The sequence below is a fragment of the Herbaspirillum sp. FG34 genome (assembly GCF_057809315.1).
The window spans coordinates 1-18,223 of record NZ_JBMDJS010000017.1 but is presented as its reverse complement, the minus strand read 5'-3'; the positions used below and the strand labels follow the sequence as shown (position 1 = coordinate 18,223).

General features: G+C 62.5%; 20 protein-coding genes. 11 read left to right on the top strand and 9 right to left on the bottom strand.

Features of this window, described 5'->3' with window-relative positions; all coding sequences use genetic code 11:
• The first annotated feature begins 4 nt into the window (after positions 1-4).
• From ACODSZ_RS18780 to ACODSZ_RS18750, 7 genes are all read left to right on the top strand, one after another.
• A complete protein-coding gene (locus tag ACODSZ_RS18780) occupies positions 5-451 on the top strand; it encodes an HIT family protein (protein ID WP_488928258.1) in 447 nt (148 codons plus the stop codon).
• An 81-nt stretch (positions 452-532) separates the two neighbouring features.
• Positions 533-955: a gamma-butyrobetaine hydroxylase family protein gene (locus tag ACODSZ_RS18775; RefSeq protein WP_008332017.1), complete on the top strand. Its 423-nt coding sequence runs from the start codon at positions 533-535 to the stop codon at positions 953-955.
• A gap of 94 nt (positions 956-1,049) precedes the next feature.
• Complete coding sequence (gene ubiE / locus ACODSZ_RS18770) at positions 1,050-1,784, top strand: bifunctional demethylmenaquinone methyltransferase/2-methoxy-6-polyprenyl-1,4-benzoquinol methylase UbiE (protein WP_008332016.1); 735 nt, start codon at positions 1,050-1,052, stop codon at positions 1,782-1,784.
• A 127-nt stretch (positions 1,785-1,911) separates the two neighbouring features.
• On the top strand, positions 1,912-2,868 hold the full coding sequence (locus tag ACODSZ_RS18765; protein WP_008332014.1) for a Tim44 domain-containing protein: 957 nt from the start codon (positions 1,912-1,914) through the stop codon (positions 2,866-2,868).
• A gap of 189 nt (positions 2,869-3,057) precedes the next feature.
• Positions 3,058-3,672: a ubiquinone biosynthesis accessory factor UbiJ gene (locus tag ACODSZ_RS18760; RefSeq protein ID WP_241822190.1), complete on the top strand. Its 615-nt coding sequence runs from the start codon at positions 3,058-3,060 to the stop codon at positions 3,670-3,672.
• Positions 3,673-5,247, top strand: coding sequence for a ubiquinone biosynthesis regulatory protein kinase UbiB (ubiB, locus tag ACODSZ_RS18755; protein ID WP_488928257.1), 1,575 nt, complete (start codon positions 3,673-3,675; stop codon positions 5,245-5,247).
• Positions 5,248-5,335: 88 nt separating this feature from the next.
• On the top strand, positions 5,336-6,784 hold the full coding sequence (locus ACODSZ_RS18750) for an MFS transporter (RefSeq protein WP_488928256.1): 1,449 nt from the start codon (positions 5,336-5,338) through the stop codon (positions 6,782-6,784).
• A 17-nt stretch (positions 6,785-6,801) separates the two neighbouring features.
• Here ACODSZ_RS18750 and ACODSZ_RS18745 read toward each other — a convergent pair whose 3' ends face one another.
• Positions 6,802-7,728 carry a LysR family transcriptional regulator gene (locus ACODSZ_RS18745; protein WP_154134150.1) on the bottom strand — a complete coding sequence of 309 codons (927 nt, stop codon included), beginning with the start codon at positions 7,726-7,728 and terminating at the stop codon, positions 6,802-6,804.
• A gap of 155 nt (positions 7,729-7,883) precedes the next feature.
• Here ACODSZ_RS18745 and ACODSZ_RS18740 point away from each other — a divergent pair, with 155 nt between their 5' ends.
• Positions 7,884-8,657: a 3-oxoacyl-ACP reductase family protein gene (locus ACODSZ_RS18740; protein ID WP_488928255.1), complete on the top strand. Its 774-nt coding sequence runs from the start codon at positions 7,884-7,886 to the stop codon at positions 8,655-8,657.
• 83 nt (positions 8,658-8,740) lie between these two features.
• Here ACODSZ_RS18740 and trpC read toward each other — a convergent pair whose 3' ends face one another.
• The 6 genes from trpC to rpe all read right to left on the bottom strand — a co-directional run bounded on the left by trpC (position 8,741) and on the right by rpe (position 14,423).
• A complete protein-coding gene (gene trpC, locus ACODSZ_RS18735; RefSeq protein ID WP_175344367.1) occupies positions 8,741-9,541 on the bottom strand; it encodes an indole-3-glycerol phosphate synthase TrpC in 801 nt (266 codons plus the stop codon).
• 17 nt (positions 9,542-9,558) lie between these two features.
• On the bottom strand, positions 9,559-10,596 hold the full coding sequence (trpD, locus tag ACODSZ_RS18730) for an anthranilate phosphoribosyltransferase (protein ID WP_488928254.1): 1,038 nt from the start codon (positions 10,594-10,596) through the stop codon (positions 9,559-9,561).
• 26 nt (positions 10,597-10,622) lie between these two features.
• Positions 10,623-11,198 carry an aminodeoxychorismate/anthranilate synthase component II gene (locus ACODSZ_RS18725; protein ID WP_488928253.1) on the bottom strand — a complete coding sequence of 192 codons (576 nt, stop codon included), beginning with the start codon at positions 11,196-11,198 and terminating at the stop codon, positions 10,623-10,625.
• Entirely contained in the window at positions 11,199-12,695 is a 1,497-nt protein-coding gene (gene trpE, locus ACODSZ_RS18720; RefSeq protein WP_008332005.1) for an anthranilate synthase component I, read from the bottom strand. It abuts the gene before it with no gap.
• Between the two features lie 335 nt (positions 12,696-13,030).
• The gene (locus tag ACODSZ_RS18715; protein ID WP_488928252.1) at positions 13,031-13,711 is read right to left on the bottom strand and encodes a phosphoglycolate phosphatase; all 681 of its coding nucleotides are present in this window, start codon (positions 13,709-13,711) and stop codon (positions 13,031-13,033) included.
• 46 nt (positions 13,712-13,757) lie between these two features.
• On the bottom strand, positions 13,758-14,423 hold the full coding sequence (gene rpe / locus ACODSZ_RS18710; RefSeq protein ID WP_006465098.1) for a ribulose-phosphate 3-epimerase: 666 nt from the start codon (positions 14,421-14,423) through the stop codon (positions 13,758-13,760).
• A 261-nt stretch (positions 14,424-14,684) separates the two neighbouring features.
• Between rpe and apaG the strand changes: the two genes are divergently transcribed.
• Positions 14,685-15,059 carry a Co2+/Mg2+ efflux protein ApaG gene (apaG, locus tag ACODSZ_RS18705; protein ID WP_488928251.1) on the top strand — a complete coding sequence of 125 codons (375 nt, stop codon included), beginning with the start codon at positions 14,685-14,687 and terminating at the stop codon, positions 15,057-15,059.
• Positions 15,060-15,091: 32 nt separating this feature from the next.
• Here apaG and ACODSZ_RS18700 read toward each other — a convergent pair whose 3' ends face one another.
• Positions 15,092-15,301: a hypothetical protein gene (locus tag ACODSZ_RS18700; RefSeq protein WP_488928250.1), complete on the bottom strand. Its 210-nt coding sequence runs from the start codon at positions 15,299-15,301 to the stop codon at positions 15,092-15,094.
• Here ACODSZ_RS18700 and mltA point away from each other — a divergent pair.
• On the top strand, positions 15,264-16,496 hold the full coding sequence (gene mltA / locus ACODSZ_RS18695) for a murein transglycosylase A (RefSeq protein WP_241822191.1): 1,233 nt from the start codon (positions 15,264-15,266) through the stop codon (positions 16,494-16,496). The genes ACODSZ_RS18700 and mltA overlap by 38 nt on opposite strands.
• A gap of 86 nt (positions 16,497-16,582) precedes the next feature.
• Here the strand turns inward: mltA and ACODSZ_RS18690 are convergent, their stop codons facing one another.
• Complete coding sequence (locus tag ACODSZ_RS18690; protein WP_175344364.1) at positions 16,583-17,020, bottom strand: universal stress protein; 438 nt, start codon at positions 17,018-17,020, stop codon at positions 16,583-16,585.
• Positions 17,021-17,234: 214 nt separating this feature from the next.
• On the opposite strand from ACODSZ_RS18690, the gene ACODSZ_RS18685 reads away from it, so the two are divergent.
• Positions 17,235-18,011 carry an enoyl-CoA hydratase gene (locus ACODSZ_RS18685; RefSeq protein WP_008331990.1) on the top strand — a complete coding sequence of 259 codons (777 nt, stop codon included), beginning with the start codon at positions 17,235-17,237 and terminating at the stop codon, positions 18,009-18,011.
• Positions 18,012-18,223 lie beyond the last annotated feature (212 nt).

Genomic DNA, 18,223 nt, shown 5'->3' with positions numbered 1-18,223 from the left:
GACGATGAGCCAGATTCCTGCCTGCGAACTGTGCGCCGGTGACGGCGGCGAAGTGCTGTGGCGCCATCCCGAGTTCCGGGTAGTGCTGGTCGATGAGCCGGATTACCCGGGCTTCTGCCGCGTGATCTGCAGCGAGCACGTCAAGGAAATGACCGACCTCGCCCCGGCGCAGCGCACCCGCATGGCCAATGCGGTGTGGGCGGTCGAGGCCGCACAGCGCGAAGTGATGCAGCCCGAGAAGGTCAACCTGGCCACGCTGGGCAACATGACGCCGCACGTGCACTGGCACGTGATTCCGCGCTTTACCGATGATCGTCATTTCCCCAGCCCGGTCTGGGCCGAGCCACGCCGTGCGGCCGATGCTGTCAGCCTCGACGCGCGTCGCGCGCTGCTGCCGCAATTGCGCGAAGCGGTGCGCCAGCAGCTCGATGCAGCAGGTCTGACGGCCTGATCTGCAAGCTACTGCGCAAGCCCGGCCTGGACAGCTCCGGCCGGGTTTGCATTTCTTCTTACGAATTTCAAGGGAGAGCCCATGAGCGCCCCGTCTTCTCCGGTTCCGGTGTCCTTCAAGGTGCGCAAGCGCTCGCGCGTGGTCGAAGTCGAGTTCGATGACGGCGTGATGTTTTCCCTGCCCTTCGAACTGATGCGCGTCTATTCGCCTTCGGCCGAAGTGCGCGGCCACGGGCCGGGTCAGGAAGTGCTGCAGACCGGCAAGCGCGATGTCGAGATCCACGGTATCGAACCGGTCGGCAACTACGGCGTCAAACCGCTGTTCTCGGACGGCCATGCCAGCGGCATCTTCACCTGGGATTACCTCTACCAGCTCGGCCGTGACCAGGCCGCGATGTGGGAAGCCTATCTGCAAAAGCTGGAAGCGGCCGGCTTCACGCGCGACAGCGGGCGCGATCATCAGCCCGAGGCCAGCGGTGGCCATGCTTGTGGCCATGCGCACTGAACTGCGCTGATCCGTAGCGCCTCCTGCTGATCCAGGGCAAGCTCTGCGCGGGCCCGTCTCTTATAATGTCGTCTTCATTGTTACAGGCCCAGCCATGACCAACACCACCCATTTCGGTTACGAAACCGTCAAAGAAGAAGAGAAGGTCCGCAAGGTCGCGGAAGTGTTCCACTCCGTCGCTGCCAAGTACGATGTGATGAACGACTTCATGTCGGCGGGCCTGCACCGCATCTGGAAAGCCTTCACCATCGCCCAGGCCGGCGTGCGTCCGGGCTTCAAGGTGCTCGACATCGCCGGTGGCACCGGTGACCTCTCCAAGGTCTTCGCCAGGCAGGCCGGTCCGAGCGGCGAAGTCTGGCTCACCGACATCAATGAATCCATGTTGCGCGTGGGCCGTGATCGTCTGCTCAACAAGGGCATCGTCACGCCCACCATGCTGTGCGATGCGGAGAAGCTGCCCTTCCCGGACAATTATTTCGACCGCGTCTCGGTGGCCTTCGGCCTGCGCAACATGACCCACAAGGATGCCGCCCTGGCTGAAATGCGCCGCGTACTGAAACCTGGCGGCAAGCTGCTGGTGCTGGAATTCTCCAAGGTCTGGGAGCCGCTCAAGAAACCCTATGACGTCTATTCCTTCTCGGTCCTGCCGTGGCTGGGCAAGAAGGTCGCCAACGATGCCGACAGCTATCGCTACCTGGCTGAATCGATCCGCATGCACCCCGACCAGGAAACCCTGAAGCAGATGATGGAACAGGCCGGACTGGACCGCGTGCAGTACTTCAACCTGACTGCCGGTGTGGCCGCGCTGCATACGGGCATTAAGATGTAATGAATGCTGGGCGCAGCAGCATTAAGGCTGGCTTAATTCTGCCCGGCGACAATGATTGCTCCGGATCTGCGGATACGTTCTCCCTCGACGGCCCGTTGCTCCGGCATCATCCACAAGAGGCAAGGCCATGAAAAAAATACTGCTCGCACTGCTGTTGTCGATCACATCGCTGTCGCTCATCATGTCGCCCGCCGAGGCGCGGCGCCTGGGCGGTGGCGGTTCCTTCGGCAAGCAATCCTCCCATTACTCACGCCAGGCGGCGCCGTCCTCTCCCTCCTACAACCAGCCGTCGGCCACACCCTATCGTCCTTCGGCGCCTGCCGCCACACCGCAAAGCGCGCCCATGCCCAGGCCCGCCAGTCCCTGGCGCAATATGCTGGGCGGTGCGTTGCTGGGCTTCGGTCTCGGTGCGCTGATGTCGCACTTCGGTATTGGTGGCGCGCTCGGCGGCATGTTGGGCTCGCTCTTGACGATCGCGCTGCTGTGCGCGGCGGTGATCTTCCTGATCCGCCTGTTCGCCCGTGGTCGTGAGGCGCAGAACAACAATCCGGCCTATGCCGCACCGATGCCGCGCGTCAGTCCCATCGGCAGCGCCGCCGGGGCCACCCCGGAAATCGGTTCCGGCCTGCGCGACATCAACCCGCCGCCCACCGCCCTGCAAGGCAGCGGCTACGGCGCGACGGCCCAGCCGGTACAGATCCAGCAGTGGGGTATTCCGGAAGGCTTCGATACGGCCGGCTTCGTGCGCAATGCCAAGACCTATTTCATTCGCCTGCAGGCCGCCTGGGACCGCGCCGATGTCAACGATATCCGCGAGTTCACCACGCCCGAGATGTTCGCCGAACTGCGCATGCAGTTGACCGAACGGGGGGCCGCGCCCAATGCCACCGATGTCGTGCAGCTCGATGCGCAACTGCTGGGCATCGAGACCATGGCCTTCGATTACCTGGCCACGGTCCGCTTCCAGGGCCTCATCAAGGAAGCGCCGGATGCCTCGGCCGAACCCTTCGCCGAGATCTGGAACCTCTCCAAGCCGCTCAACGGCAGCGGTGGTTGGGTGCTGGCCGGTATCCAGCAGGTTTGAGGTGTGCCGAAGGCGCGCTGGATCAAGCAAGCTGCAGTGCCCGGACCTTGCCGGGGCGCCAAGCTGGTACACTTGAAACCGCCCGGTTTTTGCGGGCGGTTTTGTTTTTGTGGAGGGGAATTGCTTGCCCTCCAACGCAGTCAACCGGGTCAGTTCGACCCGCTCTGATCCACCCCGATTCTGGAATCCATGTCCGTGCTGCCCGATCCGTCCACTCTTGCCTCCGGCCTCGATCCGATGAAACCTGCCGCGGCAGTGATCAACCACCTGCTGGCACAGGAACCGTGGGCGCGCGAGACGCTCATCACCCATGCCGGCAAGGTGGCCTGCATCGATACCGGTGTCATGCAGCTGCGCTTGAGCGTCACCGCTGACGGCTACCTGCAGGAGGTGCCGGCTGCTGCCGTGGCCGATGTCACCATCCGCCTGAAGCTCTCCGACCTGCCGCTCATTGCCGCCAACCGCGAGCGCGCGGTTTCCTACGTCAAGCTGGAAGGCGATGCCGACTTCGCCAATGCGATTTCTCAACTGAGCCAGAAGCTGCGCTGGGATGCCGAGGATGATCTCTCCCGCGTGCTCGGCGATGTCGCCGCCACCCGCATCGTCTCCGGTGCGCGCGACCTGTTCGAGACCGCCCGCACCAGCGGCCGCAAGCTGACCGAAAACCTTGCCGAGTATTTCCTGGAAGAACAACCGATGCTGATCCGCCCCCGCCAGTTGCAGGACTTTTCCGCCGATGTCGTGCGCCTGCGTGACGACCTGGAACGCCTGTCCAAGCGCATCGAGAAACTGGAGCGTCGTTAAATGCTGCTGCGTTCCCTGCGTCTGCTCAAGATCATCCGTGTGGCCATTCTCTATGGTCTGGATGAAATCATCGCCTCCGAATTCGCGCCGCCGCGCATCGCCCGCATCACCAACCGCATCTTTTTCTGGCGCGATCTGTCTGCGCCGCGCGGTGAGCGTTTGCGCCGTGCGCTGGAAGACCTCGGCCCCATCTTCATCAAGTTCGGCCAGGTGCTCTCGACCCGGCGCGACCTGATGCCGCCCGATATCGCCAATGAGCTGACCCTGTTGCAGGACCGCGTGCCGCCCTTCGATTCGGAATTGGCGATCAAGCAGATCGAGAAGTCGCTGGGTGCGCATCCGGACCAGCTCTTCGCCAGCTTCGAGCGCACTCCGGTGGCCTCGGCCTCGATTGCCCAGGTCCACTTCGCCACCTTGAAGGATGGCAAGCAAGTTGCCGTCAAGGTGCTGCGCCCCGGCATGCGCGACATCATCGACCATGACATCGGCCTGATGCACGTGGCCGCCGACTGGCTGGAGCGCCTGTGGGCCGATGGCCGCCGCCTGAAGGCCAAGGAAGTGGTGGGTGAGTTCGACAAGTATCTGCACGATGAACTGGACCTCATGCGCGAGGCCGCCAACGCCAGCCAGCTGCGCCGCAACTTCGCCGAGTCGACGTTGTTGATGGTGCCGGAGATGTATTGGGATTATTGTTCACCTTCGGTCATCGTCATGGAGCGCATGATTGGCATCCCCATTTCGCAGACCGAGCGCCTGCGCGCCGAAGGGGTCGATCTGTCCAAGCTCTCGCGCGATGGCGTGGAGATTTTCTTCACCCAGGTGTTTCGCGATGGCTTCTTCCATGCCGACATGCACCCCGGCAACATCCTGGTGTCGGTGGCGCCGGAGAGCTTTGGTCGCTATATCGCGCTGGACTTCGGCATCGTCGGCACGCTCAATGATTTCGACAAGGATTACCTGTCGCAGAATTTCCTGGCCTTCTTCCGTCGCGACTACAAGCGCGTGGCCGAGGCCCACATCGAATCCGGCTGGGCCCCCAAGGATACCCGCGTCGATGAGCTGGAAGCGGCAGTACGTGCTTGCTGCGAACCGATCTTCGATCGTCCCCTGAAGGACATTTCCTTCGGCCAGGTGTTGCTGCGCCTGTTCCAGACCTCGCGCCGTTTCAACGTGGAAGTGCAGCCGCAACTGGTGCTGCTGCAGAAGACCCTGCTCAATGTCGAAGGACTGGGCCGCCAGCTCGATCCCGACCTGGATCTGTGGAAGACAGCCAAGCCGTATCTCGAACGCTGGATGAGCGAGCAGATCGGCTGGCGCGGGTTCGTCGAACAGCTCAAGGTGGAAGTGCCGCGCTACAGCCGCCTGCTGCCCGAACTGCCGCGCCTGGCGCACCAGGCGCTGACGCGCTATACCGAAGGCGAAGGCCAGTCGCACAATACCGAACTGATCCGCAAGCTCCTGACTGAACAGCGCCGCACCAACATGCTGCTGGGCGTGATCGTGTATTTCGGTGGCGGGCTGATCGGCGGCATCATCGTGGTGCAGTTGTTGATGCACCTGCTCAGATTCTATTGATATAAATGGGTTAAATCATTTCTCCAAGCAAAGCGCCGGCATATGCCGGCGTTTCGCATGGGCGACCAGAAAAGCAGAGGCAGAGAACGTGGGAACCAACGACAACAAGCTGTCCGACGCACGTGTGCGCATGCTGCCCTATATCGTGGCGGCGACCTTCTTCATGGAGTATCTCGATACCACCATCATCGCCACTGCCTTGCCGCAGATGGCGCAATCCTTCGGGGTCGGACCCAATGAACTGAGCCTGGGCATGACGGCTTACATGCTGACCCTGGCCGTCTTCATTCCCATCAGTGGCTGGGTGGCCGATCGCTTCGGTTCGCGCACCGTATTCGGCATGGCCATTGCCATCTTCACGCTGGCATCCGTGCTGTGCGGTTACTCGCAGAATGTGTGGCAGTTCACCGCCGCGCGTGTGCTGCAAGGGTTGGGTGGAGCAATGATGGTGCCGGTCGGGCGCATGATCGTGGTGCGCAGCACCGGCAAGGACAGGCTGATGAAAGCCATCGCCACCATCACCTGGCCGGCGATCGTGGCACCGGTAGTGGGGCCTTCGATTGGTGGCTTCATCACCACCTATGCGTCGTGGCACTGGATCTTCCTGATGAACGTCCCGTTCGGGATTGCTGCCTTCATTGCCGTGATGCGGGTGGTGCGCAATGAACATGGTCACAGCAAGCGGCCGCTGGATGTGATCGGTTTCCTGCTCTCGGGGGCGGCGCTGACTTCGCTGCTGTATGGTACCGAGATCGCCAGCCATATGGAATCCAACATCAAGGTGGCGCTCGGCTTCGTGGCGCTGGGCGTGATGCTCGGCTACTGTGCGTGGCGCCACATGCAGCGCATCGAACATCCGCTGCTGGATTTTTCCAGCCTGCGTATCCCGACCTATTCGGTGACGGTGCTGACCGGTTCGCTCACGCGTATCGGCGTGGATGCGGTGCCTTACCTGATGCCGCTGATGTTCCAGATCGGTTTCGGCCTGACGGCGTTCCAATCGGGTTTGCTGCTGCTGGCCACTGCGCTCGGCAACCTTGGCATGAAGGCGTTCACCACGCGCATCCTGCAGCGCTTCGGTTTTCGCAGCGTGGCGGTCAATAACGCAGCGATGGCGGGTTGCCTCATCATCGCCTGCGGCTTGCTCACGCCAGGCACGCCGCTGCCGGTGATCCTGGGGGTGATCTTCTGCTATGGCCTGTCGCGTTCGATGCAGTTCTCTACCTTGGCCACGCTGGCCTATGCGGATATCAGCGATGCCCGCAAATCCTCGGCCAGCACGCTCTGGAGCGTGGCGCAGCAGATGACCATCGGCATGGGCATCGCCTTCGGTGCGCTGGCCTTGCGGATCGCGGCGGCGCTGCGGGGCGAGGAGATCGATGCCAGCGGCGCGCATTTCACGCTGGGCGATTTCCAGTGGGCCTTTGCGATGGCCGGTGTAGTGACATTGATCTCGGTGATGGGCTATCGCGGCTTGGCACGAGACGCCGGCAGCAATATCGGTGGCGGCATGCGCGCTGCGCAAGGCAAGCGCTGAACTGCGCTGGCGCGCCTTCAGCGGTGCGCCGAAAAGCGCTCCGCCAGGCGCTCGCGGCGGAAGTGCTCGACCACGAAATCGACGAATACCCGCGTCTTGGCCGGCAGCAGCCGCGCTGCGGTGAAGTAGAGCGAGAGCATGCCGGTATCCACGTACCAGTCCGGCAGTACCCGCACCAGCGTGCCACGGTCCAGATAGAGCAGGGCATGCGGCATCGACACCAGCGTGATGCCAAGACCCGCTTCTGCCACTTCGCAGGCCGCATTGGCATCGCTCATGGTCATGCGTTGCTGCAGCGTCACCGGGGCCTGCTGGCCGCCGTGGTCGCGTAGCGAAAAGGGCCGCACGCGTCCCGTCTGCGGCGAGCGGATCAGGATGCCCGCATGCTCGGCCAGGTCGGCGGGCGAGCGCAAGGCGGGATGTGTCTCCAGGTAGGCGGGCGAGGCCAGCAGCACCCGATGCGCCGGGGCCAACTCGCGCGCCACCACGCCCGGCGACAACTCGGTGCCGCCGGCGATGGCGGCATCGAAGCCTTCGGTGATGAGATCCACCGAGCGGTTCTCGAAATGCCAGTCCGGCTGGATGCCCGGATAGCGTCCCAGAAATTCTCCCAACAAGGGCACGATGTATTGCCGCCCGAAACCTGTCCCCATGCTGACCTTGAGCGTGCCGGCCGGCTGCCCGCCGGCGCTGGCAAGATTGGCCACGGCACTGCGGATGGCTTGCAGGCCGCCCCCCACTTCCTGCAGGAAGCGTTCGCCCGCTTCGGTCAGCGAGAGCTTGCGGGTGCTGCGGTGAAACAGTCGCACGCCCAGTGAAGTCTCCAGCCGTGCGACGTTCTTGCCCACCGCCGCCGAGGTCAGTCCGAGCTGGCGTGCCGCCGCTGAAAAGCTGCCGGCGTGGGCTGCAGCGACGAAGCATTCGATGCTGGTCATGGTTTCCATCACTTGATTCTAAACCATTGGTTTAAAAAGAAGATAGGGATTGCCAGCTAGTCGCCACATAATCAAACGCCGATACTTGCTTCAACCCGGACGCACACAGCAGCACCCCGCTGCAGGCCGAAGGGGCCAATCCATCACTTTCAAGGAGCAAGATCATGAACAAGCAAATCCAGACCGCCGCCGCATCCGCCTCCACCTTGGCCTCCAAGGTTGCCTTCGTGCAAGGCGGTTCGCGCGGCATCGGCGCGGCCATCGTGCAGCGCCTGGCCGCCGAAGGCGCCACCGTCGCCTTCACCTATGTCACTTCGCCGGAGAAGGCGCAAGCCCTGGTCTCCCGCGTGGAAGCCGGCGGTGGCCGCGCCCTGGCGATCCAGGCCGACAGCTCGGATGCCACCGCCCTGCAGCAAGCCATCCGCCTGGCCGCCGAGACCTTCGGCCGCCTCGATATCCTGGTCAACAATGCCGGCGTGCTGGCAATGGGCCCCATCGATGATTTCAAGCTGGAAGACCTGGACCGCACCCTGGCCGTGAACGTGCGCAGTGTCGTCGTGGCCACCCAGGCGGCCGTGCGCTACATGGGCGAAGGTGGCCGCGTCATCAGCATTGGCAGCACCAACGCCGACCGCATCCCCTTTGCCGGCGGCGCCGTGTATGCCATGAGCAAGTCGGCGTTGGTCGGCTTGACCAAGGGCTTGGCCCGCGACCTGGGGCCGCGCGGCATCACCGTCAACAATGTCCAGCCCGGTCCGGTCGATACCGACATGAATCCGGCCAACAGCGACTTTGCTACGTCCCTGACTGGCTTGATGGCACTGCCGCGCTATGGCAAGGCTGAGGAAATTGCCAGTTTCGTGGCTTATCTGGCAGGTCCGGAATCGGGCTACATCACCGGCGCCAACCTGATGATCGATGGTGGTTTCTCGGCTTGATCGCTGCCGGGCCCGTCACGCTCAGGACGAAAAAAACCTCGCTCCGGTTTGCACCGGGCGAGGTTTTTTCGTGAGCGAGGCAATCAGGCGAACAGGCGTGCCAGCTCTACGCCCGGCTCCGGCGCACGCATGAAGGCTTCACCGACCAGGAAGGCATGCACGTCGGCGTCGCGCATGCGCTTGACGTCGTCAGGCGTGGCGATGGCTGATTCGGTGACCACCAGCTTTTCCGGGGGGATGCGCGGCAGCAGGTTCAGGGTGGTGTCCAGCGTGGTCTCGAAGGTGCGCAGGTTGCGGTTGTTGATGCCCAACAGACGTGTCTTCAGTTTCAAGGCGGCTTCCAGTTCGGCCTGGTCATGGACTTCCACCAGTACGCTCATGCCCAGCTCATGGGCGCAGGCTTCCATGTCGGCCATCAGGCCATGGTCCAGTGCGGCCACGATCAGCAGGATGGCGTCCGCCCCCCAGGAGCGGGCCTGATAGATCTGGTAATGATCCATCATGAAATCCTTGCGCAGCACCGGCAGGGCACATGCGGCGCGCGCCGCCTTGAGGTAGTCCGGCGAGCCCTGGAAGAATTGTTCATCGGTCAGTACCGACAGGCAGGCCGCGCCATGTTCGGCATAGCTCACGGCGATCTCGGCCGGCTTGAAGTCGGGACGGATTACACCCTTGGAGGGCGAGGCCTTCTTGACTTCGGCAATCACGCCGGCCTGACCGCTGGCGATCTTGCCGCGCAGGCTCTCTTCGAAGTTGCGCAGTTCGGAGCGCAATTCGCTGTCGGTTTCCACATCGCGGCGCAGGCTGGCGAGGTCGCGCTGCTTCTTGGCCAGGCGCACTTCCTCGGCCTTGACGTCGAGGATCTTGTTGAGAATGTCTGACATGGGGCTCCTTGTCGGTTTCAGTGTTTGCCGCCGAGCTGGCGCGTGACCTGCACGAACTGGTCCAGCTTGGCACGGGCAGCGCCCGAGGCGATGGTGGCGCGCGCAGTGGCCAACCCCTCGGCAATGGAGGGCGCCACACCTGCCGCGTACAGGGCGGTGGCAGCATTGATGACGACGATGTCGTGCACCGGACCGGGTTCCCCGCGCAGGGCTTCGAAGATCTTCTCCTTCGATTCGGTGGCATTGCCGACCTGCAAGTTGCGGCTGGCAAACATGGACAGGCCAAAGTCTTCCGGATGGATCTCATATTCGCGGATCTCGCCGTTGACCAGTTCGCCCACCATGGTGGCGCCGCCCAGCGTGACTTCGTCGAGGTTGTCTCGACCCCAGACCACGATGGCATGCTGTGCGCCCAGGCGTTGCAGCACGCGTACCTGGATGCCCACCAGATCGGGGTGGAACACGCCCATGAGGATATTGGGTGCGCCGGCCGGATTGGTCAGCGGACCGAGGATGTTGAAGATGGTGCGCACGCCCAGCTCCTTGCGAACCGGCGCGGCGTGCTTCATGGCGGCGTGGTGGTTGGGGGCGAACATGAATCCGATGCCGGTCTGGGCGATCGATTGCGCCACCTGCTCGGGTTGCAGGTTGATGTCTGCCCCCAGGGCTTCGAGCACGTCGGCGCTGCCGGACGAGGACGATACGCTGCGCCCGCCATGCTTGGCCACGCGCGCACCGGCGGCAGCGGCCACGAACATGGAAGCCGTGGAGATATTGAAGGTATGCGCGCCATCGCCGCCGGTGCCGACGATGTCGAGCAGGCCGGTGGTGTCGGCCATCGGCACCTTGGTAGCGAATTCGCGCATGACCTGCGCGGCGGCGGCGATCTCGCCGATGCTTTCCTTCTTCACGCGCAGGCCCATGGTGAGGGCCGCGATCATCACCGGCGACATCTCGCCGCTCATGATCTGGCGGAACAGGGTCAGCATTTCATCGTGGAAGATTTCGCGATGTTCGATACAGCGCAGCAGCGCTTCTTGCGGAGTGATGGGCATGTTGTGTCTCGTCTTGTGTGATGGTCTCAGCCGTGGGCGCTGCCGCTCAGGAAGTTCTTGAGCAGGGCGTGGCCGTGCTCGGAGAGGATGGACTCGGGGTGGAACTGCACGCCTTGCAGATCGAACTCCTTGTGGCGCACGCCCATGATCTCGCCATCGTCAGTCCAGGCGGTCACTTCCAGACAATCCGGCAGGGTGGCGCGTTCGATGGCCAGCGAGTGGTAGCGGATCACCGTGTAAGGCGTGGGCAGGTCCTTGAAGACGCCCACGCCAGTGTGCGCGATCCTGGAAGTCTTGCCGTGCATGACCTGCTTGGCGCGGATGATGTTGCCGCCGAAGGCTTCACCGATGGCCTGATGGCCCAGGCAGACGCCCAGGATGGGCAGCTTGCCGGAAAATTCCTTGAGCAGATCCACGCAGATGCCGGCTTCCTTCGGGCTGCAGGGGCCGGGGGAGAGGCAGATGCGTTCGGGGTTGAGCTTCTTGATGTCATCCAGCGTGATCTCGTCATTGCGGATGGTCAGCACCTCTTCGCCCAGCTCGCCGAAGTATTGCACCAGGTTGTAGGTGAAGGAGTCGTAGTTGTCGATCATCAGCAGCATTTAGATTTCTCCGTCCAGGCCATCTTGCACTTGTTCAGCAGCGCGCAGCACGGCACGCGCCTTGTTTTCGGTTTCTTCCCATTCCATTTCCGGCACCGAGTCGGCCACGATGCCGGCAGCGGCCTGCACATACAGCGTGCCATCCTTGATGACGCCGGTACGGATGGCAATGGCCACATCCATCTCGCCGCCGAAGGAGAGATAGCCGCAGGCGCCACCATAGATGCCGCGCTTGGTCGGTTCCAGTTCATCGATGATTTCCATCGCGCGCACCTTGGGGGCGCCCGACAGGGTACCCGCGGGGAAGGTGGCCTTGAGCACATCCAGATTGGACATGCCGGGTTTCAGGATGCCCTCGACGTTGGAGACGATGTGCTGCACGTGGGAATATTTTTCGATCACCATCTGGTCGGTGACCTTGACGCTGCCGGTGGTAGCGATGCGGCCGATGTCGTTGCGGGCCAGGTCGATGAGCATCACGTGTTCGGCGATTTCCTTGGGATCGGCCAGCAGTTCGCGGGCCAGCTGTTCATCGCGCTCGATGGTGGAGCCGCGCGGGCGGGTGCCGGCCAGCGGGCGGATGGTGATCTTCTTCTGGCCTTCACCGATGGATTCGTTGCGCACCAGAATTTCGGGCGAGGCGCCGACGATCTGCATGTCGCCGAAGTTGTAGAAGTACATGTAAGGCGAGGGGTTCAGCGAGCGCAGTGCGCGGTACAGCATCAGCGGCGAATCCACATAGGATTTCTTCAGACGCTGGCCGATCTGCACCTGCATCAGGTCGCCGGCCATCACGTATTCCTTGGCGCGGGCCACGGCTTTCAGATATTCGTCCTTGGGGAATTCGCGGATGGTCTCGGTACGCACCGAACCGGTGGTGACGGGCGCATCGGCCGGTCGTCGCAGCATGGCGCGCAGGTCGCGCAGGCGCTGGCGGCCACGGGAGAAGGCTTCCGGCTGGCTGGGGTCGGCGTAGACGATCAGGTAGAGCTTGCCCGAGAGATTGTCGATGACGGCCAGCTCTTCGGTCAGCAGCAACTGGATGTCGGGCAGGCCCAGGGTGTCCTTGGGCGCGCTGTCTTCCAGGCGCTTTTCGATGTAGCGCACGGCGTCATAGCCGAAGTAGCCGGCCAGGCCGCCGCAGAAGCGCGGCATGCCGGGGCGGATGGCGACCTTGAAGCGGGACTGGTACTGGGCGATGAATTCCAGCGCATTGCCTTCGGCGGTTTCGATCACCACGTCATTCTTCAGCACTTCGATCTGCTTGCCGCTGCAGCGGATCTTGGTCGAGGCAGGCAGGCCGATGAAGGAATAGCGGCCGAAGCGCTCGCCCCCCACCACGGACTCCAGCAGGAAGGTGTTCTTGCCGGTGTTGTGGCTCTGGGCCAGCTTGAGATAGAGCGTGAGCGGCGTTTCCAGGTCGGCGAAGGCTTCGGCGATCAGGGGGATGCGGTTATAGCCTTCGGCGGCCAGCGATTTGAATTCGAGTTCGGTCATGTTTCACTCCAGACCGCCATTGTAGGGTACGCGGGCCTGCCCACCGGCGGTGCGCAGGCGCAATGCGCGATGCACACGATGACCGTGGACAGCTGCGGACTCTCGTCAGCGGTGTCGTTAAGGGAAATACGGGGGGATGCGGGTACTACAACAAACGTCCCGGCGCGCAGGAGCGGCCAGGTCCAGGCGTCATTTACAGAGCCTGGAATTGCCAGCGTCGCCACAGCCAGGCCTCAGGGGCGGCTGTCGGTTGAGCGGTACGTTTGTTGTTGCGAAACATTGATGTGGGGTCGCGGTTGGATCTTCGGTCTATCGACCGGTGAGCTGACAGGGTGTCAGTCCACCGAGATTTGCTGCGCTGCTTCTACAAGCGTCGAAACTATACCATCCGAATCGACGTCGTGTATAGATTCACCGTGGTTGTATCCATACGGAACATTCAGGACACGGCATCCCGCCGCGCGGGCGGCCTGGGCATCGTTGCTGGAGTCGCCGATGGCCACCACCTGTGCCGGTGCCAGGGCGAAATCCTCACAGACCTTCAGCAAGGGCATGGGATCGGGCTTCTTCTTCGGGAAGGAATCGCCGCCATAGACGATCTCGAAGAAGTCGCGCAGGCCCTTCTTCTGCAGCAGCGGCACGGCGAAGGCCAGCGGCTTGTTGGTCACGCAGGCCAGGCGCAGGCCCTTGCCGCGCAGGGCTTGCAGGCCCTCGACCACGCCCGGGTAGAGCGAGGAATAGTCACCGTTGATGGCCAGGTAGTGCTCGGTATAGCTATCGAGCGCCTGCTGGAAGTACTGCGCCGCCTCATCCTCGGCATAATCCACGGCCAGCACGCGGCGGATCAGGTTCTCGGTGCCCTTGCCGACGAAGTTGACGATGGTTTCCTGGGACAGGGGCGTCAGTCCCAATTCTTCACGCATGCGGTTGACCGCTACATGGAAGTCGGCCGCCGTATCCAGCATGGTACCGTCGAGGTCGATGATGGCGGCCTTGATATTGGTCAGATTCTTCATATGCCCTGGAAACCTCGTAGTTTGTGCGTCTGGCGAAGGGGGGAGATCAGACTTGGGCCAGTTCGGCGCGCATGGCGTCGATGACGGCCTTGTAGTCCGGTTTGCCGAAGATGGCCGAACCGGCGACAAAGGTGTCTGCACCGGCGCGGGCGGCGGCGGCGATGTTCTCGACCTTGATGCCGCCATCGACTTCCAGCAGGATGTCGCGGCCGGATTCATCGATGCGACGGCGCACTTCGGCGATCTTCTTCAGGGCTTCCGGAATGAAGGACTGGCCGCCGAAACCGGGGTTGACGGACATGATCAGGACCATGTCCAGCTTGTCCATCACGTGGTCCAGGTAGTGCAGCGGTGTGCCGGGGTTGAACACCAGGCCGGCCTTGCAGCCGTTGTCGCGGATCAGTTGCAGGGAGCGGTCGATGTGCTCGGAGGCTTCCGGGTGGAAGGTGATGAGGTTGGCGCCGGCCTTGGCGAAGTCGGGGATGATGCGGTCCACGGGCTTGACCATCAGGTGCACGTCGATGGGCACCTGCACGTGCGGGCGGATGGCTTCGCACACCAGCGGGCCGATGGTCAGGTTGGGGACATAGTGGTTGTCCATCACGTCGAAGTGGATGAAATCGGCGCCGGCGGCGACGACATTGCGGACTTCTTCACCCAGGCGGGCAAAATCGGCGGAGAGAATGCTGGGAGCGATACGGTAGGTCGGCATGGCTGTAAAGAAAGGATGGCTGAATCGACGCTTGCCCTCCGGGCACAGGCGCGGAGGCGGCAAAACCGCTATTCTACCTTGCTGTGCTGCGCACCGGACCGGCCGATGAGCTGGCGACCCAGCCTCCAGGGGATCACACGAAACGCATCGGCTTGCGCTGCTTGCTGAATTCGTGTGCAATCCGGGGTGGTCGCGCGGATGCCCCAGGGGCAGGCGCGGTGGCAACTCCCTTCACAACACGGCAACAACACAGGAAATCCCATGGCAGCGTATGAGTTCACGGTGATGGTCAAGACCCAGTACCTGGAGGAACAATCCGATCCATCGCGTTCGCACTACGTGTTCGCCTATGCGATCAGCATCGTCAACAGCGGTACCGTCCCGGCACAACTGATCTCGCGCCACTGGGTCATCACCGACGCCAACAACCACGTGCAGGAAGTGCGCGGGCTGGGCGTGGTCGGGCACCAGCCCTTCCTGCAGCCGGGGGAGCAGTTCGAATACACCAGCGGGACCTCGCTCAAGACCCCCCAGGGCAGCATGTATGGTGAATATTTTTGCGTGGCCGAGGACGGCGAGCAGTTCGACGTGCGCATTCCCGAGTTCGTGCTGTCGCTGCCGCGCACTTTGCACTGAATTTTCCTTCCTGAAACCGGGCGACGGATTTTTCAGCGCGGGTCGTTGTCTGTCGTCTCTCGCGCTTGCTGTCGTTTCTGCTGCTCTTTTTGTCTGGCGCTGACGGGGCGGCCATTGTGTTCCTTGCGACCTGAGAACATGGTCCACCAGACGATGAAAACCAGGGCGAAGAAGGCGGCGCAAGCCTCCAGGATCAACCACAACATGAATTTGTCTCCGATGTCATTGAATCGTTTTGCCAAGCTTTCGGCGCTGCGGCGCCTCAGTGTACCCGCAATGGCGGTCTCGGTCGCCGTCCTGCTGGCAGCCTGCCAGACCACCCCGCTGACCACGCCACCCCCCGGCCAGCCTGCGCCCAGGCCGGTCGCTCAGCCGGGGCCGGCCATGCGCGCCGCGACCTTCGAACAATTGCCCGGCTGGAACAACGACGACCTGCGCGAAGCCTGGCCGGCGGTGCAGTCCTCCTGCTCGGTGATGATCCGCAAGCCTGAGTGGCGTGCAGCCTGTGCCGCAGCCCAGCAGGTCAATGCCAATGACCTGGGTTTCCTGCGCCAGTATTTCGAGACCTATTTCACCCCCTGGCAACTGTTCAATCCCGATGGCACCGATACCGGACTGGTGACCGGCTATTACGAGCCGCTGCTGCGTGGTTCGCGTCGTCGTAGCGGGCCTTATCAGACCCCGCTGTACCAGGCGCCGGACGACCTGCTGACCATCGACATGGCCGGCGTCTATCCCGAATTGAAGAACCTGCGGCTGCGCGGCAAGGTGGTAGGACGCAAGGTCGTGCCTTACCCGACCCGCGCCGAGTTGATGCAGGGTAATAGTCTGGCCGGCAAGGAAATCGTCTGGGTGGATGATCCGGTAGAGGCCTTCTTCCTGCAGGTGCAGGGTTCCGGCCGCGTCTATCTGCCGGAGTCGCGCGAGACCATCCGCCTGGCTTACGCGGACCAGAATGGCCGTCCCTACAAGTCGATCGGACGCTATCTGGTGGACAAGGGCGAGATGGAGCTGTCGCAGGCATCGGCCCAGAACATCAAGGCCTGGGTACGCGCCAATCCCTCGCGCAAGGAAGAGTTGCTCAATGCCAACCCCAGCTACGTCTTCTTCAAGGAAGAGAAGTTGCCGGACCCCTCCAAGGGGCCCAAGGGCGCGCAAGGCATCCCGCTGACGCCGCAGCGCTCGATTGCGATCGATCCGCAGCATGTGCCGCTGGGTGCGCCGGTATTCCTCTCGACCACCTTGCCCAACAGTGACCGTCCGTTGCAGCGCCTGGTGGTGGCCCAGGATACGGGTGGTGCCATCCGTGGCGTGGTGCGGGCTGACTATTTCTGGGGCTTTGGCGACGAAGCCGAGGATCGCGCCGGCGCCATGAAGCAGCGCGGCATGATGTGGGTGTTGCTGCCCAAGGGCATGGTGCCGCGCGGGGGTAACTGATTTTCCTGGTTTCTCTTCGGCAAGAAAACAAAAGAAAAGCCTGATCCTGTCGAGGGATCAGGCTTTTCTTGCTGAGGGAGGCCGGATCAGCGCAGCACCAGCACCGGAATGGTCGAGTGGGTCAGTACCTTTTGGGTCTTGCTGCCCAGGAAGATGCGCGACAGTCCGCTGCGACCATGGGAGGCCATGAAGATGGCGTCGCAGCCATGGAGCTGCGCGGCCTTGATGATCTCTTCATCGGGATTGAAGGACATCACGATCTCGGTCTGGCAGGGTACGCCAGCGGCCGCTGCGGCGTCCTCGATGCGCTTGATGTGCTGTGTGGCCAGGGTCTTGACGTTTTCTTCATACAAGGCGGGATCGATGGCCATCGAGCTTTCGGCCAGCGGCGAGAAGGGGTAGGGCTCGGCCACCGAGATGCCGATGATGCGGGCACCGCTGTTCCTGGCGTAGTCGACGGCGGTGGCAATGGCCTTTTCCGAGCGGTCCGAGCCGTCGGTGGGCACGAGTATGGTCTTGAACATGAAGGCCTCCTTTTATAGACATAGGGAAGGCGCCGGTGGCGCCAAGGGGATGACTCCAATATAGCCCCGTGGTGCCTTGCCCGCATGAAATTCTTGCCAGTCATTGCGCCAGGTCGGACCGACGCATTATTTTTGGCTTATTCTTGCGCTTTGCCGTGCCGTGGCTGCCACGCCCGGACGGATTGCCGATTCATTCATAAGAAGGAGACCCACTATGAGCTTTGAGAACATCCTGGTCGAGACCCATGACAAGGTTGGCCTGATTCGCCTGAACCGTCCCAAGGCGCTCAATGCGCTCAGCGACGACCTGATGAGCGAGCTCGGTACGGCCTTGCTGGCCTTTGATGCTCAGGACGAGATCGGCTGCATCATCGTGACCGGCAGCGAAAAGGCCTTTGCGGCCGGGGCCGATATCAGCGTGATGGCCGGGTTTGACTATATGGATGTCTTCAACGGCGAATTCATCACCCGCAACTGGGAGACCCTGCGTCGCATCCGCAAGCCGGTGATTGCGGCAGTGGCGGGTTATGCGCTGGGTGGCGGCTGTGAGCTGGCGATGATGTGTGACTTCATCATCGCTGCCGACAATGCCAAGTTCGGCCAACCGGAGATCAAGCTGGGGATCATCCCGGGGGCGGGCGGTACGCAGCGCCTGCCGCGGGCGGTGTCCAAGTCCAAGGCCATGGACCTGGCGCTGACTGCCCGGATGATGGATGCCCAGGAGGCTGAGCGCGCCGGGTTGGTTTCGCGCATCGTCCCGGCCGACAAGCTGATGGATGAAGCCATGGCCGCAGCGGTGACCATTACCGAGATGCCGCGGCAGGTGGCCATGATGGTGAAGGACTCGGTCAACCGGGCCTATGAGACGACCTTGTCGGAGGGGATGAAGTATGAAAGGGCGCTCTTCTATAGTTGCTTTGCGACCGAAGATCAGAAGGAGGGCATGAAAGCCTTCCTGGAAAAGCGACCAGCGGTGTTCAAGAACGCTTGATCACTTCTCTTTTGAGGTTGTAAAAAGGGCCGCCCGTCAGGGCGGCCCTTTTTTCTGAATGATTTCGCATTTCTTCATATCGGCTGGAACCGGCGCCGGTAAAGGGCCTTGAGCGGATCGTGAAAGCGCGTGGAGCGCTCTTGCTAAATTATTTTCGATTATTTTTCAAAAAGTGCTTGCGTGGTGTGGAGGGCATTGCTATAGTTCGCCCC